At 72.4% G+C, this 22,324-nt stretch carries 23 protein-coding genes and 1 pseudogene; 20 read left to right on the top strand and 4 right to left on the bottom strand.

All coding sequences use genetic code 11. The annotated features are described in order from the left end of the window. The first annotated feature begins 10 nt into the window (after positions 1-10). From DRB96_RS11555 to DRB96_RS11585, 7 genes are all read left to right on the top strand, one after another. Positions 11-502: a DUF456 domain-containing protein gene (locus DRB96_RS11555; protein ID WP_112448367.1), complete on the top strand. Its 492-nt coding sequence runs from the start codon at positions 11-13 to the stop codon at positions 500-502. A gap of 110 nt (positions 503-612) precedes the next feature. Further along, positions 613-996, top strand: coding sequence for a PPOX class F420-dependent oxidoreductase (locus DRB96_RS11560; RefSeq protein ID WP_112448368.1), 384 nt, complete (start codon positions 613-615; stop codon positions 994-996). A gap of 191 nt (positions 997-1,187) precedes the next feature. Then, the gene (locus DRB96_RS11565) at positions 1,188-1,772 is read left to right on the top strand and encodes a helix-turn-helix transcriptional regulator (RefSeq protein WP_112448370.1); all 585 of its coding nucleotides are present in this window, start codon (positions 1,188-1,190) and stop codon (positions 1,770-1,772) included. Positions 1,773-1,824: 52 nt separating this feature from the next. Further along, positions 1,825-2,403 carry a toxin-antitoxin system, toxin component gene (locus DRB96_RS11570; RefSeq protein WP_204357694.1) on the top strand — a complete coding sequence of 193 codons (579 nt, stop codon included), beginning with the start codon at positions 1,825-1,827 and terminating at the stop codon, positions 2,401-2,403. After that, a complete protein-coding gene (locus tag DRB96_RS11575) occupies positions 2,403-3,554 on the top strand; it encodes an MAB_1171c family putative transporter (RefSeq protein ID WP_112448373.1) in 1,152 nt (383 codons plus the stop codon). Before DRB96_RS11570 ends, DRB96_RS11575 begins: the two co-directional genes overlap by 1 nt. 139 nt (positions 3,555-3,693) lie before the next feature. After that, positions 3,694-4,902 carry a DUF6545 domain-containing protein gene (locus tag DRB96_RS11580; protein ID WP_112448375.1) on the top strand — a complete coding sequence of 403 codons (1,209 nt, stop codon included), beginning with the start codon at positions 3,694-3,696 and terminating at the stop codon, positions 4,900-4,902. Beyond that, entirely contained in the window at positions 4,899-6,329 is a 1,431-nt protein-coding gene (locus DRB96_RS11585) for an FAD-dependent monooxygenase (protein ID WP_112448376.1), read from the top strand. Before DRB96_RS11580 ends, DRB96_RS11585 begins: the two co-directional genes overlap by 4 nt. A 98-nt stretch (positions 6,330-6,427) precedes the next feature. On the opposite strand, the gene rsgA is transcribed toward DRB96_RS11585, so the two are convergent. Then, the gene (rsgA, locus tag DRB96_RS11590; protein ID WP_112448378.1) at positions 6,428-7,534 is read right to left on the bottom strand and encodes a ribosome small subunit-dependent GTPase A; all 1,107 of its coding nucleotides are present in this window, start codon (positions 7,532-7,534) and stop codon (positions 6,428-6,430) included. A 474-nt stretch (positions 7,535-8,008) separates the two neighbouring features. On the opposite strand from rsgA, the gene DRB96_RS11595 reads away from it, so the two are divergent. Further along, on the top strand, positions 8,009-8,785 hold the full coding sequence (locus DRB96_RS11595; protein WP_204357695.1) for a TetR family transcriptional regulator: 777 nt from the start codon (positions 8,009-8,011) through the stop codon (positions 8,783-8,785). A gap of 113 nt (positions 8,786-8,898) precedes the next feature. Further along, positions 8,899-9,297, top strand: a complete 399-nt coding sequence (locus tag DRB96_RS11600; protein WP_112448381.1) for a VOC family protein — start codon at positions 8,899-8,901, stop codon at positions 9,295-9,297. Here DRB96_RS11600 and DRB96_RS11605 read toward each other — a convergent pair. Together DRB96_RS11605 and DRB96_RS11610 are read right to left on the bottom strand one after the other, a co-directional pair. Continuing rightward, positions 9,231-10,028 (bottom strand): helix-turn-helix domain-containing protein, encoded by a 798-nt coding sequence (locus DRB96_RS11605; protein WP_239516053.1) that lies wholly within the window; start codon positions 10,026-10,028, stop codon positions 9,231-9,233. The genes DRB96_RS11600 and DRB96_RS11605 overlap by 67 nt on opposite strands. Positions 10,029-10,051: 23 nt before the next feature. Next, positions 10,052-11,167 (bottom strand): YihY/virulence factor BrkB family protein, encoded by a 1,116-nt coding sequence (locus DRB96_RS11610; protein ID WP_112448382.1) that lies wholly within the window; start codon positions 11,165-11,167, stop codon positions 10,052-10,054. Between the two features lie 17 nt (positions 11,168-11,184). Here DRB96_RS11610 and DRB96_RS11615 point away from each other — a divergent pair, with 17 nt between their 5' ends. The 11 genes and pseudogenes from DRB96_RS11615 to DRB96_RS44475 form a co-directional block, all read left to right on the top strand. Then, positions 11,185-12,828: an acyl-CoA dehydrogenase family protein gene (locus DRB96_RS11615; RefSeq protein ID WP_112448383.1), complete on the top strand. Its 1,644-nt coding sequence runs from the start codon at positions 11,185-11,187 to the stop codon at positions 12,826-12,828. 358 nt (positions 12,829-13,186) lie between these two features. Further along, the gene (locus tag DRB96_RS11620) at positions 13,187-14,482 is read left to right on the top strand and encodes a GAF domain-containing protein (protein WP_112453345.1); all 1,296 of its coding nucleotides are present in this window, start codon (positions 13,187-13,189) and stop codon (positions 14,480-14,482) included. Positions 14,483-14,495: 13 nt separating this feature from the next. Next, positions 14,496-15,059: a GNAT family N-acetyltransferase gene (locus DRB96_RS11625; RefSeq protein ID WP_112448384.1), complete on the top strand. Its 564-nt coding sequence runs from the start codon at positions 14,496-14,498 to the stop codon at positions 15,057-15,059. Between the two features lie 220 nt (positions 15,060-15,279). Next, on the top strand, positions 15,280-15,363 hold the full coding sequence (locus tag DRB96_RS46245; RefSeq protein ID WP_312847410.1) for a putative leader peptide: 84 nt from the start codon (positions 15,280-15,282) through the stop codon (positions 15,361-15,363). A 184-nt stretch (positions 15,364-15,547) separates the two neighbouring features. Continuing rightward, on the top strand, positions 15,548-17,260 hold the full coding sequence (locus tag DRB96_RS11630) for a nitrite/sulfite reductase (RefSeq protein WP_112448385.1): 1,713 nt from the start codon (positions 15,548-15,550) through the stop codon (positions 17,258-17,260). Continuing rightward, complete coding sequence (locus DRB96_RS11635; protein WP_112448387.1) at positions 17,257-17,436, top strand: hypothetical protein; 180 nt, start codon at positions 17,257-17,259, stop codon at positions 17,434-17,436. The genes DRB96_RS11630 and DRB96_RS11635 overlap by 4 nt, the downstream gene beginning before the upstream one ends. Then, complete coding sequence (locus DRB96_RS11640; RefSeq protein WP_112448388.1) at positions 17,433-18,152, top strand: phosphoadenylyl-sulfate reductase; 720 nt, start codon at positions 17,433-17,435, stop codon at positions 18,150-18,152. The genes DRB96_RS11635 and DRB96_RS11640 overlap by 4 nt, the downstream gene beginning before the upstream one ends. Before the next feature lie 71 nt (positions 18,153-18,223). After that, on the top strand, positions 18,224-18,769 hold the full coding sequence (gene cysC, locus DRB96_RS11645; protein WP_112453346.1) for an adenylyl-sulfate kinase: 546 nt from the start codon (positions 18,224-18,226) through the stop codon (positions 18,767-18,769). Next, complete coding sequence (gene cysD, locus DRB96_RS11650) at positions 18,766-19,704, top strand: sulfate adenylyltransferase subunit CysD (protein ID WP_112448389.1); 939 nt, start codon at positions 18,766-18,768, stop codon at positions 19,702-19,704. Before cysC ends, cysD begins: the two co-directional genes overlap by 4 nt. Before the next feature lie 2 nt (positions 19,705-19,706). After that, a complete protein-coding gene (locus DRB96_RS11655) occupies positions 19,707-21,047 on the top strand; it encodes a GTP-binding protein (RefSeq protein ID WP_112448391.1) in 1,341 nt (446 codons plus the stop codon). Positions 21,048-21,306: 259 nt separating this feature from the next. Beyond that, positions 21,307-21,522 (top strand): annotated as a pseudogene (locus DRB96_RS44475) (sulfate ABC transporter substrate-binding protein); the annotation flags it as partial. On the opposite strand, the gene DRB96_RS42840 reads toward DRB96_RS44475, so the two are convergent. Next, positions 21,459-22,187, bottom strand: a complete 729-nt coding sequence (locus DRB96_RS42840) for a hypothetical protein (RefSeq protein WP_162689031.1) — start codon at positions 22,185-22,187, stop codon at positions 21,459-21,461. The pseudogene DRB96_RS44475 and the gene DRB96_RS42840 sit on opposite strands and share 64 nt — an antisense overlap. Positions 22,188-22,324: the final 137 nt, after the last annotated feature.

The following is a 22,324-nucleotide window of genomic DNA, read 5'->3' on the forward strand; positions in this document are numbered from 1 at the left end:
GGCTGGGCAGATGGATCTGCCTCAGCTGCCCCAGCTCCTCCTGGTGGGGATGGTGCTGCTGTTCGGGCTGGTCGGAGTCATGGTCCCGGGCGCCCCGGGGACCCTGCTGGTGTGGGCCGGGCTGCTGTGGTGGGCGCTGCACGAGCAGTCGGCGGTGTCGTGGGGCCTGCTGGCGGGGGCGACGGCGCTGCTGCTGGTGGTGCAGGCGGTGAAGTGGCGGCTGCCTCCGCGAAGGCTCCGCGGGGTGGGCGTCACCCGCCGGATGGTGCTCTGCGCGGGCGCGGGGGCGGTACTGGGCTTCGTGCTGCTGCCGGTGGTCGGCACGGTCCCGGGCTTCGTGGGCGGGATCTACCTCTGCGAGCGGCGCCGGCTGGGCGGGCACGACGAGGCGTGGGCGTCGGTCCGGGCGGTGATGCGGGCGGTGGGGACGAGCGTGCTGGTGGAGCTGTTCGCGTGTCTGCTGGTGGTCGGGACGTGGCTCGGGACGGTGCTGTGGGCGTAGCGGCATGGCGGCGTAGCGGCATGGCCGGGCCGGTGGCGGTCCGGCCGGGCCGTTGGGCGTAGGTCCGGGGCCCGATGCGGCGGGTGGCGCGGGCTGGGATCGTCTCCCCCATGACTGACTTCAAGGGTTTCAGCGAGCCGGACCTGGCATATCTGCGGTCGCAGCACCTGGGGCGGCTGGCGACGGTGGACGCGGCCGGGCAGCCGCAGGCGAACCCGGTGGGGTTCTTCCCGCAGGACGACGGCACGATCCTGGTGGGCGGGCTCGCGATGGGCACGACGAAGAAGTGGCGCAACCTGTCCGGGAACCCCCGGCTGTCCCTGGTCGTGGACGACCTGGTGAGCACCCGCCCGTGGCGGGTCCGCGGCGTGGAGGTCCGCGGCCGGGCCACCCTGGAGGTCGGCCCGCACTCCCTGGGCCCGCACTTCAGCCCGGAGGTCATCCGCATCCACCCCGACCGCGTCCTGGCGTGGGGCCTCGACGGCCAGGGGTGATGCGGGACGGTGGAGCCCAACTGGCAGTGCGGGACGGCCTGGGCGCCGTCCCGCGCACCGCCCCGCGCCCGCGGGGAAATTCAACGATCGTTTCAGTTGTGGAATCGATCGTCGCTCTGGTGTAGTGGCATCGCAGGTGGGGGCTCTGCCGTCCGCCCGCCGCATCGACGCCCAGCCCGCCAGGAGAATCCGTGATCGACGAGGGTGACTCCCACCTGAAGAGCCTCGGCCTCCTGGAGAAGTTGATCGAAGAAGCCGACCTGGACCGGGCTTCGGTGCTCGATCCCGCTCCGCTGTCGATGAGCACGGGCCTGCCCGTCAGTGCCGTGCGGGCCGGCCTGACCCGACGGCCCCTGCCCCAGACGGACTTCCAGCAGCAGGTGGCCCAGCGGCTGGCGTTCCTGCGCGAGACCCGGATGCGGGCGGACGGCGGCCCGTACACGCAGGCCGAGATCGCCGACGGCGCGGACGTGACCCCCCAGTGGGTCGGTGAGCTCCTCAAGGGCCGCAAGGTGCCCAGCCTCGAACTCGCCTCCCGGATCGAGGACCTCTTCAAGGTCCCCCGCGGCTTCCTGACCGCGACGCCCTCGCAGGCGCTCAACCGCGCCCTGGAGGAGAAGCTCGCGCACGAGCAGGCTCAGCAGCTCACCGGCTTGCGGGAGTTGAAGGAGCGCTTCCAACTGCGCTCGATCGCGTTCCGAGGTGCCCCCGAGACCCTGGCCGCGATGCAGGACCTCCTGAACCTCATCGTGGACGACCAGCCGAGACCGACGTGAGCACGCGGCGCCGGGGACAGGGACACCAGGGGACTACGGGAGGGTGGGGACAGTGCGGAACCGGCGGCGCGGCCAGCAACTGGAAGCGGAGATGGGTCGGCTGTGCGACGAGCTGTACGCCGGCCTCGGCGAGCCCGCGCCCAGGGACATCGATGATCTGATCGCCCGTATCGCCGGATACCTCACCGCGTACCGCGGCGATCCCGCACGCCCCGTCCGCGTCGTGCGCCGGGACTTCCCGCAGGGCCTCGGCCCCGTTTCGGGACTCTGGCTCGACCGCGAGACCGAGGACGTCATCGTCGTCGCCAAGTCCACCAGCCCCTTCCACGCCCTCGTCATCCTGGGCCACGAGATCTGGCACATGGTCCGCGGCCACTGCGGCACCCACGTGCTGGGCGTGCAGGTCGCCACGCGTCTGCTCGGCGACGACGTCCTGAGCGAGGGGGACCTCGACGAAGCGGTCCGCCTGGTCGCCGCGCGCACCCATGCCTTCGCCGGCGACGAGGCCGAGGCCGAGCAGTACGGACGCATGCTCGGCCGGCGCTTTCGCCACCTGGTCGAATTCGACCCCTCGCAGCCGGTCCTCGAGGGACCGGCCGCCAGGATCCAGGCCTCACTCGGCGACGGCTGATGAACGGATCGGACTACTACGTACCGGCGGCCGCCCTCGGCATCGCCTTCCTCTCCAAGGTGCCCGGGCTCATCCGGCGCCGGCACGACCCGATGGTCAGGTCCGTCGCCGGCCTGCTCTTCATGTCCAGCGCCGGCTTCGCCTTCGCCGCGCCCCCCACGATCACCGTGGTCAACCGCGCGGTGGGAGTGCCGAACGTCTCGGGACCGCTGGTCTACGCGATCCTCAGCGTCTTCAACACCTGCTGCATCGTGCTGCTCGCGTACTGGCGCGAAGGGCTCGGCGAGCACGTCCAGCGCCGGGTGCGCCGGTGGTTCGCCGCCTGCGGCGCCGTCGTCCTCCTGATCACGGGCTGCTTCGCCCTGGGCGAGGCCCCGGTGGAGCGGTTGCGGGACCTGGACACGCACTACGCGTCCACGCCCTGGATCCGCGAGATGATCGTCATCTACCTCTCCTGGCACATCGTCGTCGGCGTGGTCGTCCCGACGATGTGCTGGAGGTGGTCGCGGGTGGTGGACGGGTGGCTGCGCGCCGGACTGCTCACGCTCGTGGCCGGATTCGTCTTCAGCACCGGCTTCGGCCTGGCCAAGGCCGCTGCCGTCGCCGCCCGCTGGGCGGGCGGCGACCTGGACTTCCTCAGCACGGAGGTCGCCCCGCCGCTGGCCGGCCTGGGCGCCGTACTGACGACCACCGGCTTCCTGCTGCCTCAGGGCCGGCGGGCGGCGGCGGCCTGGGACACCTGGCGGACCTACCGGTGGATGGGGCCGCTGTGGCGCGGGCTCCGCACCCTCATGGGGCTGCCGGCGACCACCAACTGGTGGGACCCGCTGGCCTCGCGGCTCTTCGACCGCGAGACCGAGATCCACGACGACCTGCTGGCACTGGCCCCGTACTGCGACCTCGGGACCATGGCGGCCTGCCACGACCGGGCGCTCGACGACGGAGTCAGCCCCGGCGAGGCATGGGACCTCGCCGCGGCCACGATGATCGCGCGCGCCATCGAGGCCAAGCGATCCGCTGCCGAAACGGGCGGGGATCTCCAGGAGACAGGCACGGACGCCCTCGGCGCCGTGCTCGGCACCGGAACACGGGGCATCGCACGCATCTCCCGCCAGTTCGGCGCCCTTCGCCACGACACCGTGGCTGCCTAGTGAGAAAGACACCCCTTATGAATGGCCCTCGGCTCCACCTGCCCCGGCAGTCCGCACAGCCCGCGCACCGACGACGCACCCCGCTGTGGTCCGCCGCCCAGAACGCCGCTTCGGCCGGCTCCGGTCAGCAGGTCGCTCCGTGAGCAATCCCAACGGCGTCGCGTTCTACATCCCGGGCGCGCTCCTGCTGCTGGCCGGCTGCCTCAAGCTGCCCGCGCTGTGGCGCAACCCCAAGGACGAACTCCTGCGGTCCGTCTGCGTGCTGCTCTTCGTCGCCGCCGGCGTGTTCGCCGTCGCCGCGGTGCCGTCCATCGCGGCCATCAACCGGATCACCGGGATCCCGAACGCGGCCGCGCCGGTCGTGTACACGATCCTGACCGCCTTCTCCGGCTCCAACCTGGTGCTCATCATCCGCTGGAGCAGCGGCCCCGACGAGGCGGAGCAGGCGGCCCGCTGGTCCCGTCGCTGCAGCTGGGCCACGATCGCGGTCATCGCCGCGATCATCGGGTTCTTCGCGCTGGGCAAGGCCCCGGTGGAACGGCTGATCGACCTCGACACCTACTACGCGAACACCCCGTTCATCCGCGAGATGATCGTGCTGTACCTGGTCGCGCACACCACGGCCGCGGTCATGATGACCGTCCTGTGCACCCGCTGGGCGAGGGTGGTCCACGGGCCCCTGCGCGCCGGTCTGGTCCTGATCGTCATCGGCTACATCCTCAACCTGGTCTACGACGCGCTGAAGTTCACGGCGGTGGGCGCCCGCTGGAGCGGCCACGACCTGGACCACCTCAGCTGGCCCATCGCCCCGCCGATCGCGGCGGTTTCCGCGCTGCTCATCGGCATCGGGTTCGTGTCCCCGCTGCTGTCCCAGCGGCTCATGAACCTGGTCAGCCCCTGGCGCCGGTACTACCAGCTGCAGCCCGCGTGGAAGGAGCTGCGGGTCGCCACCCAGCACAGCATCAACCTGGCGCGCGGTCTGCGGACCCCGATCGACGTGCGGGTGTGCCAGCTGGAGTCCGACATCTACGACGGCATCCTCACCGTCCACCCGTACCTGGACCGCGAAGTGCACGCCCTCTCGCTCGTCGAAGCGCGCAAGACGGCCCGGACCGACGAGGACGCGGCCGTCATCGCGGACGCCGCCGCCCTGGCCCACGCCGTCGTCGTATGGGCCAGGAGGACCAAGGAACAGGCCGCCGTGCCCGAGGAGCCGTCCGCCGACGCACCCGTGCTCTCCTCCGCCGTCAACGCCGCCGGCCTCGTCCTCCTGTCCCAGGCCCTGTCGAAGTCCCCCATCGTCCGAGCCACCCGCGAAGCCGCCGTCCTAGAGAGCAGTACACGATGACCCAGCCCAGCAGCACCACCCGCGTCGTCATCCTCGGGGGCAGCCTGGCCGGTACCCTCGCGGCCGCCGCGCTGGCCCCGCACGTCCGCGAGGTGCTCATCCTCGAACGCGACAGAGCGCTCCCCGAAACCGCGGCACCCCGGCCCAGACTTCCCCAGGCCGCCCACGCCCACATGCTGTGGGCGGGCGGCGCCGACGCCATCGAGGAGCTGCTTCCCGGCACGACCGACCGGTGGCTGAAGGCGGGCGCGCACCGCATACCGATCCCCAACGGGATGGTGTCCTTCTCGTCCGCGGGCTGGTACCGGCGCTGGACCGAGACCCACTACCTCATCGGAGCCGGCCGCGACCTCATCGACTGGGGCGTGCGCACCGCCGTCCTGGCCATCGCGAACGTCCGCGTGCGCACCGCCGTCACCGTCACCTCGCTGGTGGGCGACGCCGCCCGGGTGAGCGGCGTGCGCGTCCGGGACGAGGACGGCGAGGAGAGCGTGCTCGACGCCGACCTCGTCATCGACGCCACCGGCCGCGGCTCCAAGGTCCTTCAGTGGCTGGGGGAGATCGGCGGCCCGGCGGTCGAGGAGACGGTCGTGGACGCCGGCGTACGGTACGCCAGCCGCCGCTACCGCGCCCCGGAAGGCGCCGAGACCGACTGGCCCGTCATCCACATCCAGGCGGACCCGCGGGAGGGACGGCCCGGCCAGGTCGTCTCGATCATCCCCATCGAGGACGGCCAGTGGCACATCAGCCTCTCGGGCACCCGCGGCGGGGAGCCCAGCGCCGACGAGTCCCTCTTCGAGGAGTTCGCCCGGGGGGTCCGCCACCCCCTGGCCGCCGAGTTCCTGGCCCGCGCGGAACCCGTCAGCGAAGTCGTCGTCTACGGGCGCACCGCCAACCGCCGCCGCCAGTTCGAGAAGGCCGAGATGCCCGCCGGCCTCGTCGTCATCGGGGACGCCGCCACCAGCCTCAACCCGGTCTACGGCCACGGCATGTCGGCCGCGGCCCTCGGCGCCGTCGCCCTGCGCGAGACGGCCGCCAAGACCCCGGTGGGCGCGCCGAAGTTCGCCGCCCAGGCCCAGAAGGCCGTCTCCCGTCCGGCCACCGCCGCCTGGCTCCTCGCCGTCGGCCAGGACCGGTTCTACCCGGGCGCCGTCGGCAGGGCCCCGAACCTGGCCGACCGGCTCGCGGCCCGCTACGTCCACCGCCTCAGCCGTACCGCCATCGGGAACTTCCTCATCGTCAAGGCACTCACCGATGTGATGACGATGAAGAAGCCCGCCGCCGTCCTCGGCAACCCCGACGTGCTGATCGCCGCGGCCCGCGGCCTGCGCAAGCCGTTGCTCAAGGGGCCGGAGCTCACCTCGCGGGAGCAGGGCGTCCTGGACCGCGAGCCCCTGCTGCGGGTGAAGAAGAGCCAGACCGCCTGAGGCGGTCCGGACACCCCGACCCGACCCGACCGCCCGCCCCGGGCCCCGACCGATCGGCCGGGGCCCGGGGCGGGCCGGTGTCAGGCGCGGGGCCGGTGTCAGGCCCGGCCGTTGCGCTTGGCCGCGTAGTTCGCGCGGCCCTCCGCCGAGCGGATCCGCCAGTCCCGCCGGATCTCCGACCGGAGCCTCGCGTCCGTCTTCGCGACGATCCGCTGGTTCTCCCGCAGCAGCTTGCGGTAGCTCTCCAGGCGCCGCTCGGGCAGCTCGCCGCCGGCCACCGCCGCCGTCACCGCGCACCCGGGCTCCGCCTCGTGCGCGCAGTCGTGGAAGCGGCACTCGCGGGCGTACTCCTCGATCTCCGAGAAGACCTGCCCGACGCCCGACTCGGCGTCGTAGAGCCCGACGCCGCGCAGCCCGGGGGTGTCGATCAGCACGCCGCCTCCCGGCAGCGCCAGCAGGTTGCGCGTCGTGGTGGTGTGGCGGCCCTTGCCGTCGATGTCGCGCGTCGCCTGGACCTCCATCACTTCCTGGCCGAGCAGCGCGTTGGCCAGCGTGGACTTGCCCGCGCCGGAGATCCCCAGGAGCACGCTCGTACCGCCCCCGACCACCGCGGCGAGCACGTCCGTGCCCTCCCCGGTCATCGAGGACACGGTGAGGACCTGGACACCGGGCGCCGTCGTCTCGACGTCCTCGACGAGGTGTCCGAGGGTGACCGGGTCCGGGACGAGGTCCGCCTTGGTCAGGACGACGAGCGGCTGCGCCCCCGATTCCCAGGCGAGTGCGAGGAACCGCTCGATGCGGCCGAGGTCCAGTTCGACGGCCAGCGACACCGCGATGATCGCGTGGTCGACGTTCGCGGCGAGGATCTGGCCCTCGGAGCGCTGGGAGGAGGTGGACCGCACGAAGGCGGTCCGGCGCGGCAGGTACGTCCTGACGTAGCGCGGATGGCCGTGCGCCTCCAGCACCGCCCAGTCGCCGGTGCAGATGACCCGGAGCGGGTCGTGCGGGGTGACGAAGGCGGTGTCGGCGCGGACGATGCCGTCCGCCGTCATGACGTCGCACTGGCCGCGGTCGACCCGTACCACCCGACCGGGCACGAGGCCCTCTTCGGTGTACGGGGTGAATTCGGCCGCCCAGGCGTCGTCCCAGCCGTACGGGCTGAGGGCGTGCGAGAGCGAGGCCTGCGGGAAAGAAGAGAAAGACAAGGGAAACCCTTCACAGGGTGGCCCCGGCGGTGCGCGCCGCTACGGCGCGGAGAAGGTGAGAGGTCAGCCGGAGACCACGGAAGTGACATTGATGGTCTTCTGAGTGCGGGCAACGCCCTGCGCCATGACAGTCATCAATGAACTCACCTCCGGGTCGAACACACGGGCCGAACGGTCCCGCGGCGATCGGCGGGAACGTCCCCACCGTAACAAGTCCCGTCGGGCGCGCGCCACTTCTTTTGCGGCCGCCTCCCGCGCGGGGCGCCGCGCTCCTGACCGGCATGGACTTACCGCTGGTCAGGACCGGTCATAAAGCTCTGCCTCCAAGTCAGGTGAGGTACTAAGCTGTTCTTCATGGACAACCGGAGAACCGCAGGTTCTGAGACGATTTACGAGACGCGAATCGCCCCCGTCGCGTCGCATAATGAGTCGATTATCGAGACGGCCTCCGACACCCGGAAGCGGATCCTGCGGGTGTCCACGGAGCTGTTCGCGGTCCACGGTTTCCACGAGACCTCCCTGCGGGAGATCGCCGAACGGGTGGGCGTCTCCAAGCCGGCGGTGCTGTACCACTTCCCCGGCAAGGCCGACATCCTCGGAGCCCTCGTCGAGCCGATGCTCCGCGATCTGGCGGACGCCCTGGCGCGCGCCACGACGGCGGGTCCATCGGGTTCGGCGGGTCCGGCGGGTCCGGCCCCGGGCGGCTCGGGGCCGGGGGCCGACGGGACCGACCGGGTGCGGTGGGCCGTGATCGAGGGGGTCCTCGACGTCTGGCTGAACCACCGCCACCTGCTCCGGCTCAACCTCCAGGACACCGGTCCGGCCACGCCCGGCCCCGGCTTCGCCCGGCTGCGCGACGCGATGCTGCGCGCGAACTCCCTTGTCGCGGGGGCGGATCCGGGGTTCGAGCAGCGCGTGCGGGCCGCCCAGGCCATCGCGATGCTCTCCGACCCGGTGGTGCTCTTCGCCGACGCCCCGGTCCCCGAGCTGCGCGCGGCCGTCCTGGACGGCGTACGGCGACTCCTGGATGGGGCGACCGGGTCCGCGACCGGGTCCGCGACCGGGTCCGCGACCGGGCGGCCCGGGCCCGGCGGGCGGCGCGGGCGGCCCGTCACGATGACCCCGGCCATGGTCGAGGCGGCCCGCCGGATGCACGCGGCGGGCAGCGGGGCGACCGCGATCGCCGCCGCCCTCGGCGTCTCGCGGGCCACGGTCTACCGGCACCTGCCGCCGGAGGAGGACACCGACTGACACGGCCTGACACGGCCTGACACGGCCTGACCCGGCCGGGCACCGGGGCGGCGCGGGCCGCCGGTGTCCGATGCGTTCAAGACCGGCGGCGGGGGCGCCCCTAGGGTGACGCCATGACTCCCCGACTCGACATGATCGGCATCATCGTCTCCGACATGGCCGCATCGCTCGCCTTCTACCGCCGTCTCGGCCTCGACATCCCGGCCGGCGCCGAGTCCGAGCCGCACGTGGAGGGCGCCCTGCCGGGCGGCCTGCGGATCGGCTGGGACACGGAGGAGGTCATCCGCTCCTTCGACCCGTCCTGGACCCGGCCCGCGAGCGACGGCCGGGTGGGCCTCGCGTTCCTGTGCGGCTCCCCCGCCGAGGTGGACGCCCTGTACGCGGAGCTGACGGACGCCGGCGCCACGGGCCACCTGAAGCCCTGGGACGCCTTCTGGGGCCAGCGCTACGCCGTGGTCCTCGACCCGGACGGCTCCGGCGTCTCCCTCTTCGCCCCGGCCGACCCCGCCTGAGCCACCGGCTCCGCCTGAGCCACCGGCTCCGCCCGGGCGAAGGGCGCGCCCGGCCCCGCCGCGTGGCGCCCCGGGGTCGTCCCCGCCAGGGCGCGCGCCTCGCGGGTGTAGTGGGCCTGGTCGGCGTATCCCGCCGTCTGGGCCGCCTGCGCGTGCGGGAGGCCGGCGCGGGTCAGCGCGAGGGCCCGCTGGAGCCGCAGGATCCGCCCCAGGGTCCGGGGCCCGTAGCCGAAGGCGTCGAGCGAGCGCCGGTGCAGCTGCCGCTCTCCGATTCCGACCGCCTGCGCGACGGCGGCCACGCCCTGCCCGGCGCGCAGCCGGGCCGCGACCTCCCTGACGAGCGGGTCCGGGGGCCCGCAGGCGGCCGCGCGGAGCCCGGCCAGCTCTTCGAGGCCCGCGCGGGGGTCCCCGTACGAGGCCACCCGCCCGGTGAGGCGCCGGACCTCGGCGGCGGGCCACAGGTCGGCCAGCTCGACCCTGCGGTCGCGCAGCACCCGGGCCGGTACGCCGAGCAGCGCGGGCGCCTCGCCGGGGGCCAGCCGGATCCCGGCGAAACCGGAGCCCCGGACCTCTCCGGCGGGGTGCGCGGCGGTGTCGGGTCCGGCCACCAGGAGCCGCCCGTCCACCCACAGCAGGTCCATGCAGCCGTCGGGCAGGACCACGCCGCCCGGCCCGGCGGATCGCCAGAGCACGGCTCCGGCGATCGTCCGGGACGGCTGTTCCTCGTACACGCCCTTCAGGCTACGACGGGTGGTCAGTGCTTGCGCAGGCGCGAGTGGTAGTCCTCCGGGGGGAGGAACTTCGACCAGCGCTCGGGGAACTCCGAGGGCATGTCGTCGCCCTCGTCGTCCTCCGACTCCCCCTCGGCCAGCGCCCGCCAGGCGGCGGCCCGCGCGACGAGCTGGGCCGCCTCCGCCTCGCGGACCCGCTCGTTCTGCTCGCGCGCCGCCGCCGTGGCCACCGAGGGCCACACGCGGTCGATGGCCGCGTTGACGGCGGCGCCGACGAGGACGGCGAAGGCCGAGATGCCGATCCACAGCAGGATCGCGACGGGGGCCGCGAGGGATCCGTAGATCGTGGGGCCCTCGACGGTGTTGGTGAGGTAGATCCGCAGCAGGAAAGAGCCGACCACCCACATGGCGAGGGCCACCAGCGCGCCCGGGATGTCCTCGATCCAGGGCGAGCGGACCGGGACGGAGACGTGGTAAAGCGTCGTCAGGAAGACGATGGAGAGCAGGGTGACGACGGGCCAGTACAGGACCTCGATCACCTCCGTGCTCCACGGCAGCAGCCGCACGACCGCGTCCGGCCCGACCACCATCAGCGGCAGCACGATGGCGCCGATGAGCAGGGCGATGACGTAGAGGAGGAAGGCGAGCAGCCGGGTCTTGACGATCCCGCGGTGGCCGTCGAGCCCGTACATGACGGTGATGGTGTCGATGAAGACGTTGACGGCGCGCGAGCCCGACCAGAGGGCGAAGGCGAACCCGAGGGAGATCAGGTCGGGCCGGCCCCGGTTGGTGACGTCGTCGAGCATCGGTTTGGCGATGTCGTTGACGCCCCGGTCGGACAGGACGGTGCCGACCGCCCCCAGGATGTTCTCCTCGATGCTGGCGACGGTCGTACCGCCCGACCAGCCGTCCACGTAGCCCAGCAGGCCCAGCAGCCCGAGGAAGAGCGGGGGCAGCGAGAGCAGGGTGAAGAAGGCCGCCTCGGCCGCGAGTCCGAGGATCCGGTACTCGATGCACGAGTTCACGGTGTCTTTGAGCAGCAGCCACGTCATCTTGCGCTTGGAGACGTTGCGGTAGAGGACGCGGGCCCGATGGAGCCGTCCTGGAATCCGCTCGGGTGTTTCTTTTGCTGGCTGCACGTCCTTACGGTATCGGCATGGCAGCCACCACCCACACAGTCACCAACCAGGCCCCGCTCCTCGTGGGCCACGACGTCTACGGCAGCGACCGGGTCCTGAGCGAGGGCGTGGAGCGGCATCTCGCGGACGCGGCGCCCGAACTGGTCGCGGAGGTCAGGGAAGAGCTCACGGACCTGGGGCGCGCGGCCGGGTCCCGGCAGGCACAGGAGTGGGGGACGCAGGCGAACGAGAACCCGCCGAAACTGCGGACGCACGACCGGTACGGGAACCGGATCGACGAGGTGGAGTTCCACCCGTCGTGGCACCGGCTGCTCGGGCACGCGGTGGGCGCCGGGCTCACCGACGCCTGGGGGCGGCCGGCGGGCCATCTGCGGCGCGCGGCCGGGTTCTTCGTGTGGTCGCAGGCGGAGGCGGGGCACGGCTGCCCGGTCTCGATGACGCACGCGGCGGTGCCGGCGCTGCGGACCGATCCGGTGCTCGCCGCCGAATGGGAGCCGCTGCTGACCTCGCACGTGTACGAGGAGGGGCTGCGGCCGGCCGGGCAGAAGGCCGGGGTGCTCTTCGGCATGGGGATGACGGAGAAGCAGGGCGGCAGCGACGTACGGGCGAACACGACGGCGGCGGTGCCGCTCGACGCTTCGGGCGAGTACCTGCTGACGGGCCACAAGTGGTTCTGCTCGGCGCCGATGTGCGACGGGTTCCTGGTGCTGGCGCAAGCGCCCGGGGGGCTGACCTGCTTCCTGGTGCCGCGGGTGCTGCCGGACGGGACGCGCAACGTGTTCGGGATCCAGCGGCTGAAGGACAAGCTGGGGAACCGGTCGAACGCGTCGAGCGAGGTGGAGTTCGACGGGACGTGGGCGCGGCGGGTGGGCGAGGAGGGCCGGGGGGTGCGGACCATCATCGAGATGGTCGCGGCGACCCGGCTGGACTGCGTGATCGGCTCGGCCTCGCTGATGCGGCAGGCGCTGACGCAGGCCGCTCACCACACGGAGCACCGCTCTGCTTTCGGAGCACCGCTCATCGAGCAGCCGCTGATGCGCAACGTGCTCGCGGACCTCGCCCTGGAGTCGGAGGCCGCCACCACCCTCGCCCTGCGCCTCGCGGCCGCCTACGACGCCGACACCGACCAGGAGCGGGCCTTCCTGCGCCTGGCGGTGCCCGCCGCGAAGTACTGGGTGACCAAGCGCTGTACGCCGATGGTGGCGGAGGCGCTGGAGTGCCTGGGCGGAAACGGCTACGTCGAAGAGTCCGGGCTGCCCAGGCTGCTGCGCGAGTCCCCGCTGAACTCCATCTGGGAGGGCTCGGGCAACGTACAGGCGCTGGACGTCCTGCGCGCGCTCCAGCGCGAGCCCCAGGCGCTGAACGCGTTCCTCCAGGAGGTCGGCCTGGCGCGCGGCGCCGACCACCGGCTGGATTCGGCCATCAAGGGGCTGCTGACGGAGCTCGCGGACCTGGAGGGCATCGAGGCGCGGGCCCGCCGGGTCGTGGAGCGGATGGCCCTGGTGCTGCAGGGATCCCTGCTGGTGCGCTGGGCCCCGCCGGAGGTGGCCGACGCCTTCTGCGCCTCGCGGCTGGGCGGCGACTGGGGCGCGGCCTTCGGCACGCTGCCGCACAGCCTGGACCTGGGATCGGTGGTGGAACGGGCCCGGATCGCGGGCTAGCGGAGGGCCCCAACCCTCCGAGGAGCACTGCGGGCCGAGATCCGGGCCCGTTGACCTGGACCAGGGAAGGCGCCGCGCCGACTCGGCACCGCCCCTGGTCCGAAAGCCCCGAGGAAGGAGCTGTCACGCCGCTCGGCGGCGTCCGCACAGTTTCGATCGTGCGACCGGGACTTGGCGAGAGTTGCATGACGTTGCAACCTTTGAATCGGAACCGCCCACCGGGCGTGCCGGGCGCGCCACGGAAGCGGCGCGCACCGGGTCGCTCCCGGGCGGTATCCGTCGTAGGGCTGTTCCACACGGGGAGGTTCCGGTGGCCCACACCACAGGCAGTGCGGTCGATGTGGCACGCATCTCGGCCATGGACGCACGGGATGCCGCGCGTCTGCTCAAGGGGGTACGGGCCGCCGCGCTCGCCGGGGACCGGCCGCCGGCCGCCCCGCGCCCGGAGATCGCCGAGTCCTGGCGCCGGATGCTGGCGGGCGGGGTCCACCCGGACCGCGACACCCGCTCCCGGATGCTGTCCGCCGCCGAGACCGAGGAGCGGCGCCAGACCTCTCCGCTACGGGACCTGCTGCCCGTCCTGCGCGAAGGGCTGCTGCCCTCGCTGGACGAGGCCCTGCACATCATGGTCGTCGCCGACGCGGACGGCCGGCTGCTGTGGCGGGAGGGCCACGCCTCGATCCTGCGCAAGGCGGACCGGCTCGGCTTCGCGGTCGGCGCCGACTGGGACGAGGCCGTGGTCGGCACGAACGGGGTGGGCACCGCCCTGGTGGCCCGCAGACCGGTCCAGGTGTTCTCGGCGGAGCACTTCGTCTCCAGCCACCACGCCTGGACCTGCGCCGGAGCCCCCGTACGGGACCCCCGCGACGGGCAGCTGCTCGGCGTCATCGACGTCAGCGGGCCGCTGGCCACCATGCACCCGGCGACCCTGGCGTGGGTGAGCTCGGTGGCCCGGCTCGCGGAGCGGGAGCTGCGGGTGCGCCACCTGGAGTCCCTGGAGCGGCTGCGCTCCGTGGCCGCCCCGCTGCTGGCCCGGCTGCCCGGGCGGGCCCTGGCCGTCGACGCCCACGGCTGGACGGCGGCCGTCACGGGGCTCGCGCCGGCGGAGCGGATCCCGCTGCCCAAGTCCTTCGGCCCGGGCCGGGTGTGGGTGCCGCAGCTGGGCGACTGCCTGGTGGAGCCGCTGCCGGGCGGCTGGCTGCTGAGCGTCGCCGAGGCCCGTACCGGCGCCGGGGCGGCCACCCGCGTCGTCCTGGACCTCAGCCGGCCCGGGGCCTGGCTGGCGACCGTCTCCGGGCCCGCGGGCAGCTGGTCTCAGGAGCTCACCCCGCGCCACGCGGAGCTGCTGTTCCTGCTGGCCGAGTCGCCGAAGGGGCGCTCCGCCGCCGAGCTCGCCCTCGAGCTCTTCGGCGACGCGACCCGCACGGTGACGGTCCGCGCGGAGATGTCCCGCATGCGCCGCAACCTCGCGGGGGTCCTGGCCCACCGCCCGTACCGCTTCGCGCAGGACGTGGAGGTCGAGCTGGTGCGCCCCGCGGACCCGGCCGCCCTGCTGCCCCACTCCACGGCCCCGGCGGTGGTCGGGGCCCGGCTGGGCCGGACCGAACCCCGGACCGAACCCCGGACGGATCCCGGCGGCGGCCGGGGCGTGTGATTCCCTGGCTTGCATGAGCACCATCACACTGACCACCTGGTCCCTGGAAATGACCTCGCAGGCCGATCTCGTCCCGGCGGCCGTCCCCGGCCCGGAGATCCGGATCGCGCGCTCGGAGGTGCCCTCGCCGGAGTTCAGCCGCTTCCTCTACGCCTCGGTGGGCGGCGACATCCACTGGACGGACCGGCTGGCGCTGACCCGCGCCCAGTGGGTGGAGCAGCTGGGCCGTCCCGGGGTGGAGACGTGGGTGGCGTACGACCGGGGCACGCCGGCGGGCTACGTGGAGTTCGATCCGCAGCCGGACGGTGTGGTGGAGATCATGTACTTCGGCCTCCTCCCCGATTTCCGGGGCCGGCGCATCGGCGGCCACCTGCTGACGGTGGGCATCGAGCGGGCCTGGTCGCTGGCCGAGCGCTGGCCGGAGCTGCCCGCGACCCGGCGCGTCTGGCTGCACACGTGCAGCCAGGACGGCCCGACGGCGATGGACAACTACCTCCGGCGCGGGCTCAAGGTCTTCAAGGAGGAGTCCGAGCAGAAGGAGACCTCCCCGACCCCCGGCCCCTGGCCCGGCGCGTAGCCGCGGGAGCCGCACCGGCCCCGCGGGAGTCGCGGGAGTCGCGGGAGCCCTACCGGCCCCACGGGAGCGGGCCGGATGGGCCCGCGGCCCCGTGGGGCGGGGGGGGCCTCGGGGGCCCACGAGGTGACCCCCGTCACGGGAATCTCATGATCCGAGACGACTTCGTCCGCATAGTGGACAGTAGTGGACTCCTCCAATCGCCACATGCCACGCTTCCGCCATGAACGGAGCTGGAATTGCCTTGGTGAGTCGGCGGCACGTCGACCTCGGCCGCATGTCCAGCGCCATCTGTCCGGCGCGCTGACGCACCGCACCATCGTTGCCGCGGACGCGACCACACCGCCCGCAGTCAGCCACCACCGCAGTCCCCTGTAGGCCGACAGTCGCCCCAAAAAGGCGGCGAATCAGCCACACCTGCTCCGTGCCAGGGGTCCCGCCGCCACTCCCCCCTGCCCTTGCCTTGAGCCGTTGAAGAAGGACGTACCGTCATGGCCGCCACCCCCGAAACGCCCGCAGCCGCCGCACCCGCTGCCGCTGCCGCGCGCCGCAAGACCGGCCGTCACCGCGGTGAGGGCCAGTGGGCCGTCGGACACCACACGCCCCTCAACGGCAACGAGCAGTTCAAGAAGGACGACGACGGTCTCAATGTGCGGACGCGCATCGAGAACATCTACTCCAAGGCGGGCTTCGACTCGATCGACCCCAACGACCTGCGCGGCCGTATGCGCTGGTGGGGCCTCTACACCCAGCGCAAGCCCGGGATCGACGGCGGCAAGACCGCGATCCTGGAGCCGGAGGAGCTGGACGACAAGTACTTCATGCTGCGCGTGCGCATCGACGGCGGCCGGCTGACCACCGAGCAGCTGCGCGTCATCGGCGAGATCTCCCAGGAGTTCGCGCGCGGCACCGCCGACCTCACGGACCGGCAGAACGTGCAGTACCACTGGATCCGCATCGAGGACGTCCCGGAGATCTGGCGCCGTCTGGAGGCCGTCGGCCTCTCGACCACCGAGGCCTGCGGTGACACGCCCCGCGTCATCCTCGGCTCGCCCGTGGCCGGCATCGCGCTGGACGAGATCATCGACGGCACCCCCGCCATCGACGAGATCTACCGCCGCATCGTGGGCAACCCGGCCTTCTCGAACCTGCCCCGCAAGTTCAAGTCCGCGATCTCCGGCTCGCCGCTGCTCGACGTGGCGCACGAGATCAACGACATCGCCTTCGTGGGCGTCGAGCACCCCGAGCACGGCCCCGGCTTCGACGTCTGGGTCGGCGGCGGCCTCTCCACCAACCCCAAGCTGGGTGTGCGCCTCGGCACCTGGGTCTCGCTCGACGAGGTGCCGGACATCTACGAGGGCGTCATCTCGATCTTCCGCGACTACGGCTACCGCCGGCTGCGCACCCGCGCCCGCCTGAAGTTCCTCGTCGCCGACTGGGGCCCGGCCAAGTTCCGCCAGGTCCTGGAGGACGAGTACCTGAAGCGCAAGCTGACCGACGGCCCGGCACCCGCGCAGCCCAGCGGCCAGTGGCGCGACCACGTCGGCGTCCACCAGCAGCAGGACGGCAAGTTCTACGTCGGCTTCGCGCCCCGCGTGGGCCGCGTCGACGGCGCCACCCTGACCAAGATCGCGGACGTGGCCGAGCGGCACGGCTCCGGCCGGCTGCGCACCACCGCCGAGCAGAAGATGATCGTGCTCGACGTCGAGGCCGACAAGGTCGACTCGGTCGTCGCGGCCCTGGAGGCGCTGGACCTGCGGGTCAAGCCGTCCCCGTTCCGCCGCGGCACGATGGCCTGCACCGGCATCGAGTTCTGCAAGCTGGCCATCGTCGAGACGAAGGCGCGCGGCGCCTCGCTGATCGACGAGCTGGAGCGACGCCTGCCGGAGTTCGCCGAGCCGCTCACCATCAACATCAACGGCTGCCCCAACGCCTGCGCCCGCATCCAGGTGGCGGACATCGGTCTCAAGGGCCAGCTGGTCCTGGACGACGAGGGCAACCAGGTCGAGGGCTACCAGGTCCACCTGGGCGGCGCGCTCGGCCTGGAGGCCGGTTTCGGCCGCAAGGTCCGCGGCCTCAAGGTCACCTCGGCCGGTCTGCCCGACTACGTCGAGCGGGTCGTCACGCGCTTCCAGGAGCAGCGTGGGGACGGCGAGCGCTTCGCCGCCTGGGCGACCCGTGCGAAGGACGAGGACCTGTCGTGAGCGAGCGCGCCGCACCGTTCTACTGCCCGTACTGCGGCGACGAGGACCTGTTCCCGAACGAAACAGGCCACGGCGCCTGGGAATGCAGGGCCTGCAATCGAGCCTTCCAGCTGAAGTACCTCGGGCTGCTGGCCCGGGGCGTGTCGTCGAACACCGCTGGAGGGGACGAGATATGACCACGCTTCAGACCGCCGGTCTCAACACCCGGGACGCCGATCTCAAGGTGCTGGCCGAGCAGGCGGGCCGGGACCTCGAGGACGCCTCCCCCCTGGAGATCCTCACCTGGGCGGCCGAGACCTTCGGCAAGGAGTTCGCCGTGACCTCCTCCATGGAGGACGCGGTCGTCGCCCACCTCGCCTCCCGCGCCTTCCCCGGCGTGGACGTGGTCTTCCTCGACACGGGCTACCACTTCGAGGAGACCATCGGCACCCGCGACGCGGTCGAGGCCGTGATGGACGTCAACGTCATCACGCTCACCCCGCGCCAGAGCGTCGCCGAACAGGACGCCGAGTACGGCCCGAAGCTGCACGACCGCGACCCCGACCTGTGCTGCGCGCTGCGCAAGGTCAAGCCCCTGGAAGAGGGCCTGACCGCCTACCGCGCCTGGGCGACGGGCTTGCGCCGCGACGAGTCCCCGACCCGGGCCAACACCCCGGTGGTCGGCTGGGACGAGAAGCGGCGGAAGGTCAAGGTCTCCCCGATCGCCCGCTGGACCCAGGACGACGTGGACGCGTACGTGCTGGAGCACGGCGTCCTCACCAACCCGCTGCTGATGGACGGTTACCCCTCCGTCGGCTGCGCCCCCTGCACCCGCCGGGTGGCGGAGGGCGAGGACGCCCGCGCCGGCCGCTGGGCGGGGCTCGGCAAGACCGAGTGCGGACTGCACGGCTGATGACGGCCACCAGCGCGACCACCGCACGCACAGAACGCACCGAACGCACAGAACCGACGGAGACGAACCAGATGAGCGTGAGCGACCAGGGCGCCACGGTGTGGCTGACCGGGCTGCCGAGCGCGGGCAAGACCACCATCGCCTACGCGCTGGCCGAGCGGCTGCGCGCCGAGGGCCACCGCGTGGAGGTCCTCGACGGCGACGAGATCCGGGAGTTCCTCTCCGCCGGTCTCGGTTTCAGCCGCGAGGACCGGCACACCAACGTGCAGCGGATCGGCTTCGTCGCCGAACTCCTCGCGTCCAACGGCGTCAAGGCGCTCGTCCCGGTGATCGCACCGTTCGCGGACAGCCGTGAGGCCGTTCGCAAGCGGCACGCCGCCGAGGGCACCGCGTACCTGGAGGTCCACGTGGCCACCCCGGTCGAGGTCTGCTCCGAGCGCGACGTGAAGGGCCTGTACGCCAAGCAGGCGGCAGGCGAGATCTCCGGTCTGACCGGGGTCGACGACCCGTACGAGGCGCCGGGCTCCCCGGACCTGCGTATCGAGTCGCACACGCAGTCCGTACAGGAGTCGGCTTCGGCACTGCACGCGCTGCTCACCGAGAGGGGTCTGGCATGACCGCCACCGTCGCACACGTCCACGAAGGGACGGACGCGCCCTACGCGCTGTCGCACCTCGACGCCCTCGAGTCGGAGGCCGTGCACATCTTCCGCGAGGTCGCGGGCGAGTTCGAGAAGCCGGTGATCCTCTTCTCCGGCGGCAAGGACTCGATCGTCATGCTGCACCTGGCGCTGAAGGCGTTCGCGCCCGCGCCGGTGCCGTTCACCCTGCTGCACGTGGACACCGGCCACAACTTCCCCGAGGTCCTGGACTACCGCGACCGCGCGGTCGCCAAGCACGGCCTGCGCCTGCACGTGGCCTCCGTCCAGGAGTACATCGACGCCGGCAAGCTCCGCGAGCGCCCCGACGGCGTCCGCAACCCGCTGCAGACCGTCCCGCTGACCGAGGCGATCCAGAGCCTCAAGTTCGACGCCGTCTTCGGCGGCGGCCGCCGCGACGAGGAGAAGGCCCGCGCCAAGGAGCGCGTCTTCTCCCTGCGCGACGAGTTCTCCCAGTGGGACCCGCGCCGCCAGCGCCCCGAGCTGTGGCAGCTCTACAACGGCCGCCACGCGCCCGGCGAGCACGTGCGCGTCTTCCCGCTGTCCAACTGGACCGAGCTGGACGTGTGGCAGTACATCGCCCGCGAGAAGATCGAACTGCCGGAGATCTACTTCGCCCACGAGCGCGAGGTCTTCAAGCGCAACGGCATGTGGCTGACGGCCGGCGAGTGGGGCGGCGCCAAGGGCGACGAGACCACCGAGACCCGCCTGATCCGCTACCGCACCGTCGGTGACATGTCCTGCACCGGTGCCGTCGACTCCGACGCCACCACGCTGGACGCCGTGATCACCGAGATCGCCGCCTCCCGGCTCACCGAGCGGGGCGCGACCCGCGCCGACGACAAGATGTCCGAGGCCGCGATGGAAGACCGCAAGCGCGAAGGGTACTTCTAACCATGACCTCCACCACCGAGCAGTTCGCCGATCTGTCGGCGACCACGCTGCTGCGCTTCGCGACCGCCGGTTCCGTCGACGACGGCAAATCCACGCTCGTCGGGCGCCTCCTGCACGACTCCAAGTCGATCCTCACCGACCAGCTGGAGGCCGTCGAGGCCGTGTCCGCCCAGCGCGGTCAGGACACCCCCGACCTCGCGCTGCTCACCGACGGCCTGCGGGCCGAGCGGGAGCAGGGCATCACCATCGACGTCGCGTACCGCTACTTCGCCACCGCCCGGCGCCGGTTCATCCTCGCCGACACCCCGGGGCACGTGCAGTACACCCGGAACATGGTCACCGGCGCCTCCACCGCCGACCTGGCCGTGGTCCTGGTCGACGCCCGCAACGGCGTGATCGAGCAGACCCGCCGGCACGCGGCCGTCGCCGCGCTGCTGCGCGTCCCGCACGTGGTCCTGGCCGTCAACAAGATGGACCTGGTGGACTACCAGGAGGCCGTCTTCGCGGCGATCGCCGAGGAGTTCACCGCGTACGCCTCGGACCTCGGCGTCCCGGAGATCACCGCGATCCCGATCTCGGCCCTGGCCGGCGACAACGTCGTGGAGCCCTCCGCGCACATGGACTGGTACGGCGGCCCCACGGTGCTGGAGCACCTGGAGACCGTCCCGGTCAGCCACGACCTCACCGCCTGCCCGGCGCGCTTCCCGGTGCAGTACGTGATCCGTCCGCAGACGGCCGCGCACCCGGACTACCGCGGCTACGCCGGCCAGATCGCCTCCGGCGTACTGCGCGTCGGCGAGCCCGTCACGGTCCTGCCGTCGGGGCGCACCTCGGTCATCGAGGGCATCGACGCGCTCGGCGAGAGCGTGGACATCGCCTGGGCCCCGCAGTCGGTGACGGTGCGTCTGAAGGACGACATCGACATCTCGCGCGGCGACCTGATCGCCCCGTCCGCGAGCGCCCCGGCCACCACGCAGGACGTCGAGGCGACGGTCTGCCACGTGGCGGACCAGCCGCTGGCCGTCGGCGCCCGGGTGCTGATCAAGCACACGACGCGCACGGTCAAGGCGATCGTCAAGGAGATCCCCTCGCGGCTGACCCTGGACGACCTGTCCCAGCACCCGAACCCCGGTCAGCTGGTGGCCAACGACATCGGCCGGGTCGTCGTGCGCACCGCCGAGCCGCTCGCGCTCGACTCGTACGCCGACTCGCGCCGCACCGGTTCCTTCCTGCTGATCGACCCGGCGGACGGCACGACGCTGGCGGCCGGCATGGTCGGCGAGTCCTTCGCCTCCAAGGCCGAGACCACCATCCAGGCCGATGAGGAAGGGTGGGACTTCTGATCATGCTTGCCGACATCTACTCCACCTTCGCGAAGGAGGGCGGCCGAGTGGGCAGCGGCGCCCTCGGCAGCGGCCAGGGAGGCGTGGGGCGATGTGCGTGATGACGTACGCGCACCGCTCGCGCGCCCACACCCCCCACGAGCCGTACCTGCCCTTGCTCCAGAGACGAAGACCTGCGCCGTGACCTCACGGTGCTTCGAGAGGAAGTCCTCCCGTGCCTGCCACCGGTACCCCGCGTTCCGCGCTTTCCCGTAACGGCCTGCGCCGCGGCGTCGTCGCCGCCGCCCTCCCGCTCCTGATCGGCGCGCTCGCCTCGTGCGGCTACGGTTCCGACGCGAAGAAGGACGACGCTCCCGCCAAGGAGGTCGCCGCCGGCGGCAAGAAGCTCTCGGCCTCCGAGGTCCGCATCGGCTACTTCCCCAACCTGACGCACGCCACCGCGCTCGTCGGCCTCCAGGAAGGCCTGATCGCCAAGGGGTCGGGCGAGGGGCTCGGGCTGCCGCTCGGGTGCGAGGGGCTCGGGGAGTCCCCGGTCCGAGGGGCCTTCCCGTCCTTGCCCTTGTCCCCGGGGCCGAACCCGTCCTCGGGGGTCTGCCTGCCGCTGCCGGTGTTCTGGGCCGTACCGCCCCAGACGGTCTTGTCCCCGCTGCTGACGGCGTTCCCGGAGACCGCCTCGTAGGCGGCGATCCCGCCGATCGCGAGGGCGAAGGCGGCGGCCGAGGCCACGGCCGTGCGCTTCCACCCGCGGGTGCGGCTGCCGTGCACGGTGGCCTCGCCGAACTCCTCGTCGAGGCCCGCCGGGGGCGGGGGCGCGACCTGGCACAGCATCATCGTCCCGTCGGGCGCCCGCTCCTCCAGGGCCCCCTGCACCGGCACCTGACGGCTCTTCGGGCGGGCGCTCTCGCGCAGCTGGTCGCCGGTGCGCCGGAAGAAGTGCTGGATGACGGGCCCGCCGGCGGTGGCGACCACGCTCACGACGCCGGCGCCGAGGATGGTCCCGTAGACCCCCATCTGCGAGGCGAGCAGGGCGGCCGCGACGGTGGCCAGGGAGGAAGCCGCGACCTGAGTCGCGCTCAGATCGAGCTTCTTCTTCTCCCCGGGCGGCCCCAGCTCGATGTCCGGCTCAGTCTTCTGACCCATCGCCATCCCCTGCGTGTCCTGCCTCTCGCGTTTCGCCACTTCCTTCAGTTACTGACACATGAGCGAAACGGATAGTTCCATTTCCGGAGATTCTGTGAAGCAGGACACCCGAAAACGGACGTGCCCCCAGGTCCGGC

It is taken from the genome of Streptomyces sp. ICC1, from assembly GCF_003287935.1.
In the GTDB taxonomy this organism is placed as follows: domain Bacteria; phylum Actinomycetota; class Actinomycetes; order Streptomycetales; family Streptomycetaceae; genus Streptomyces; species Streptomyces tritrimontium.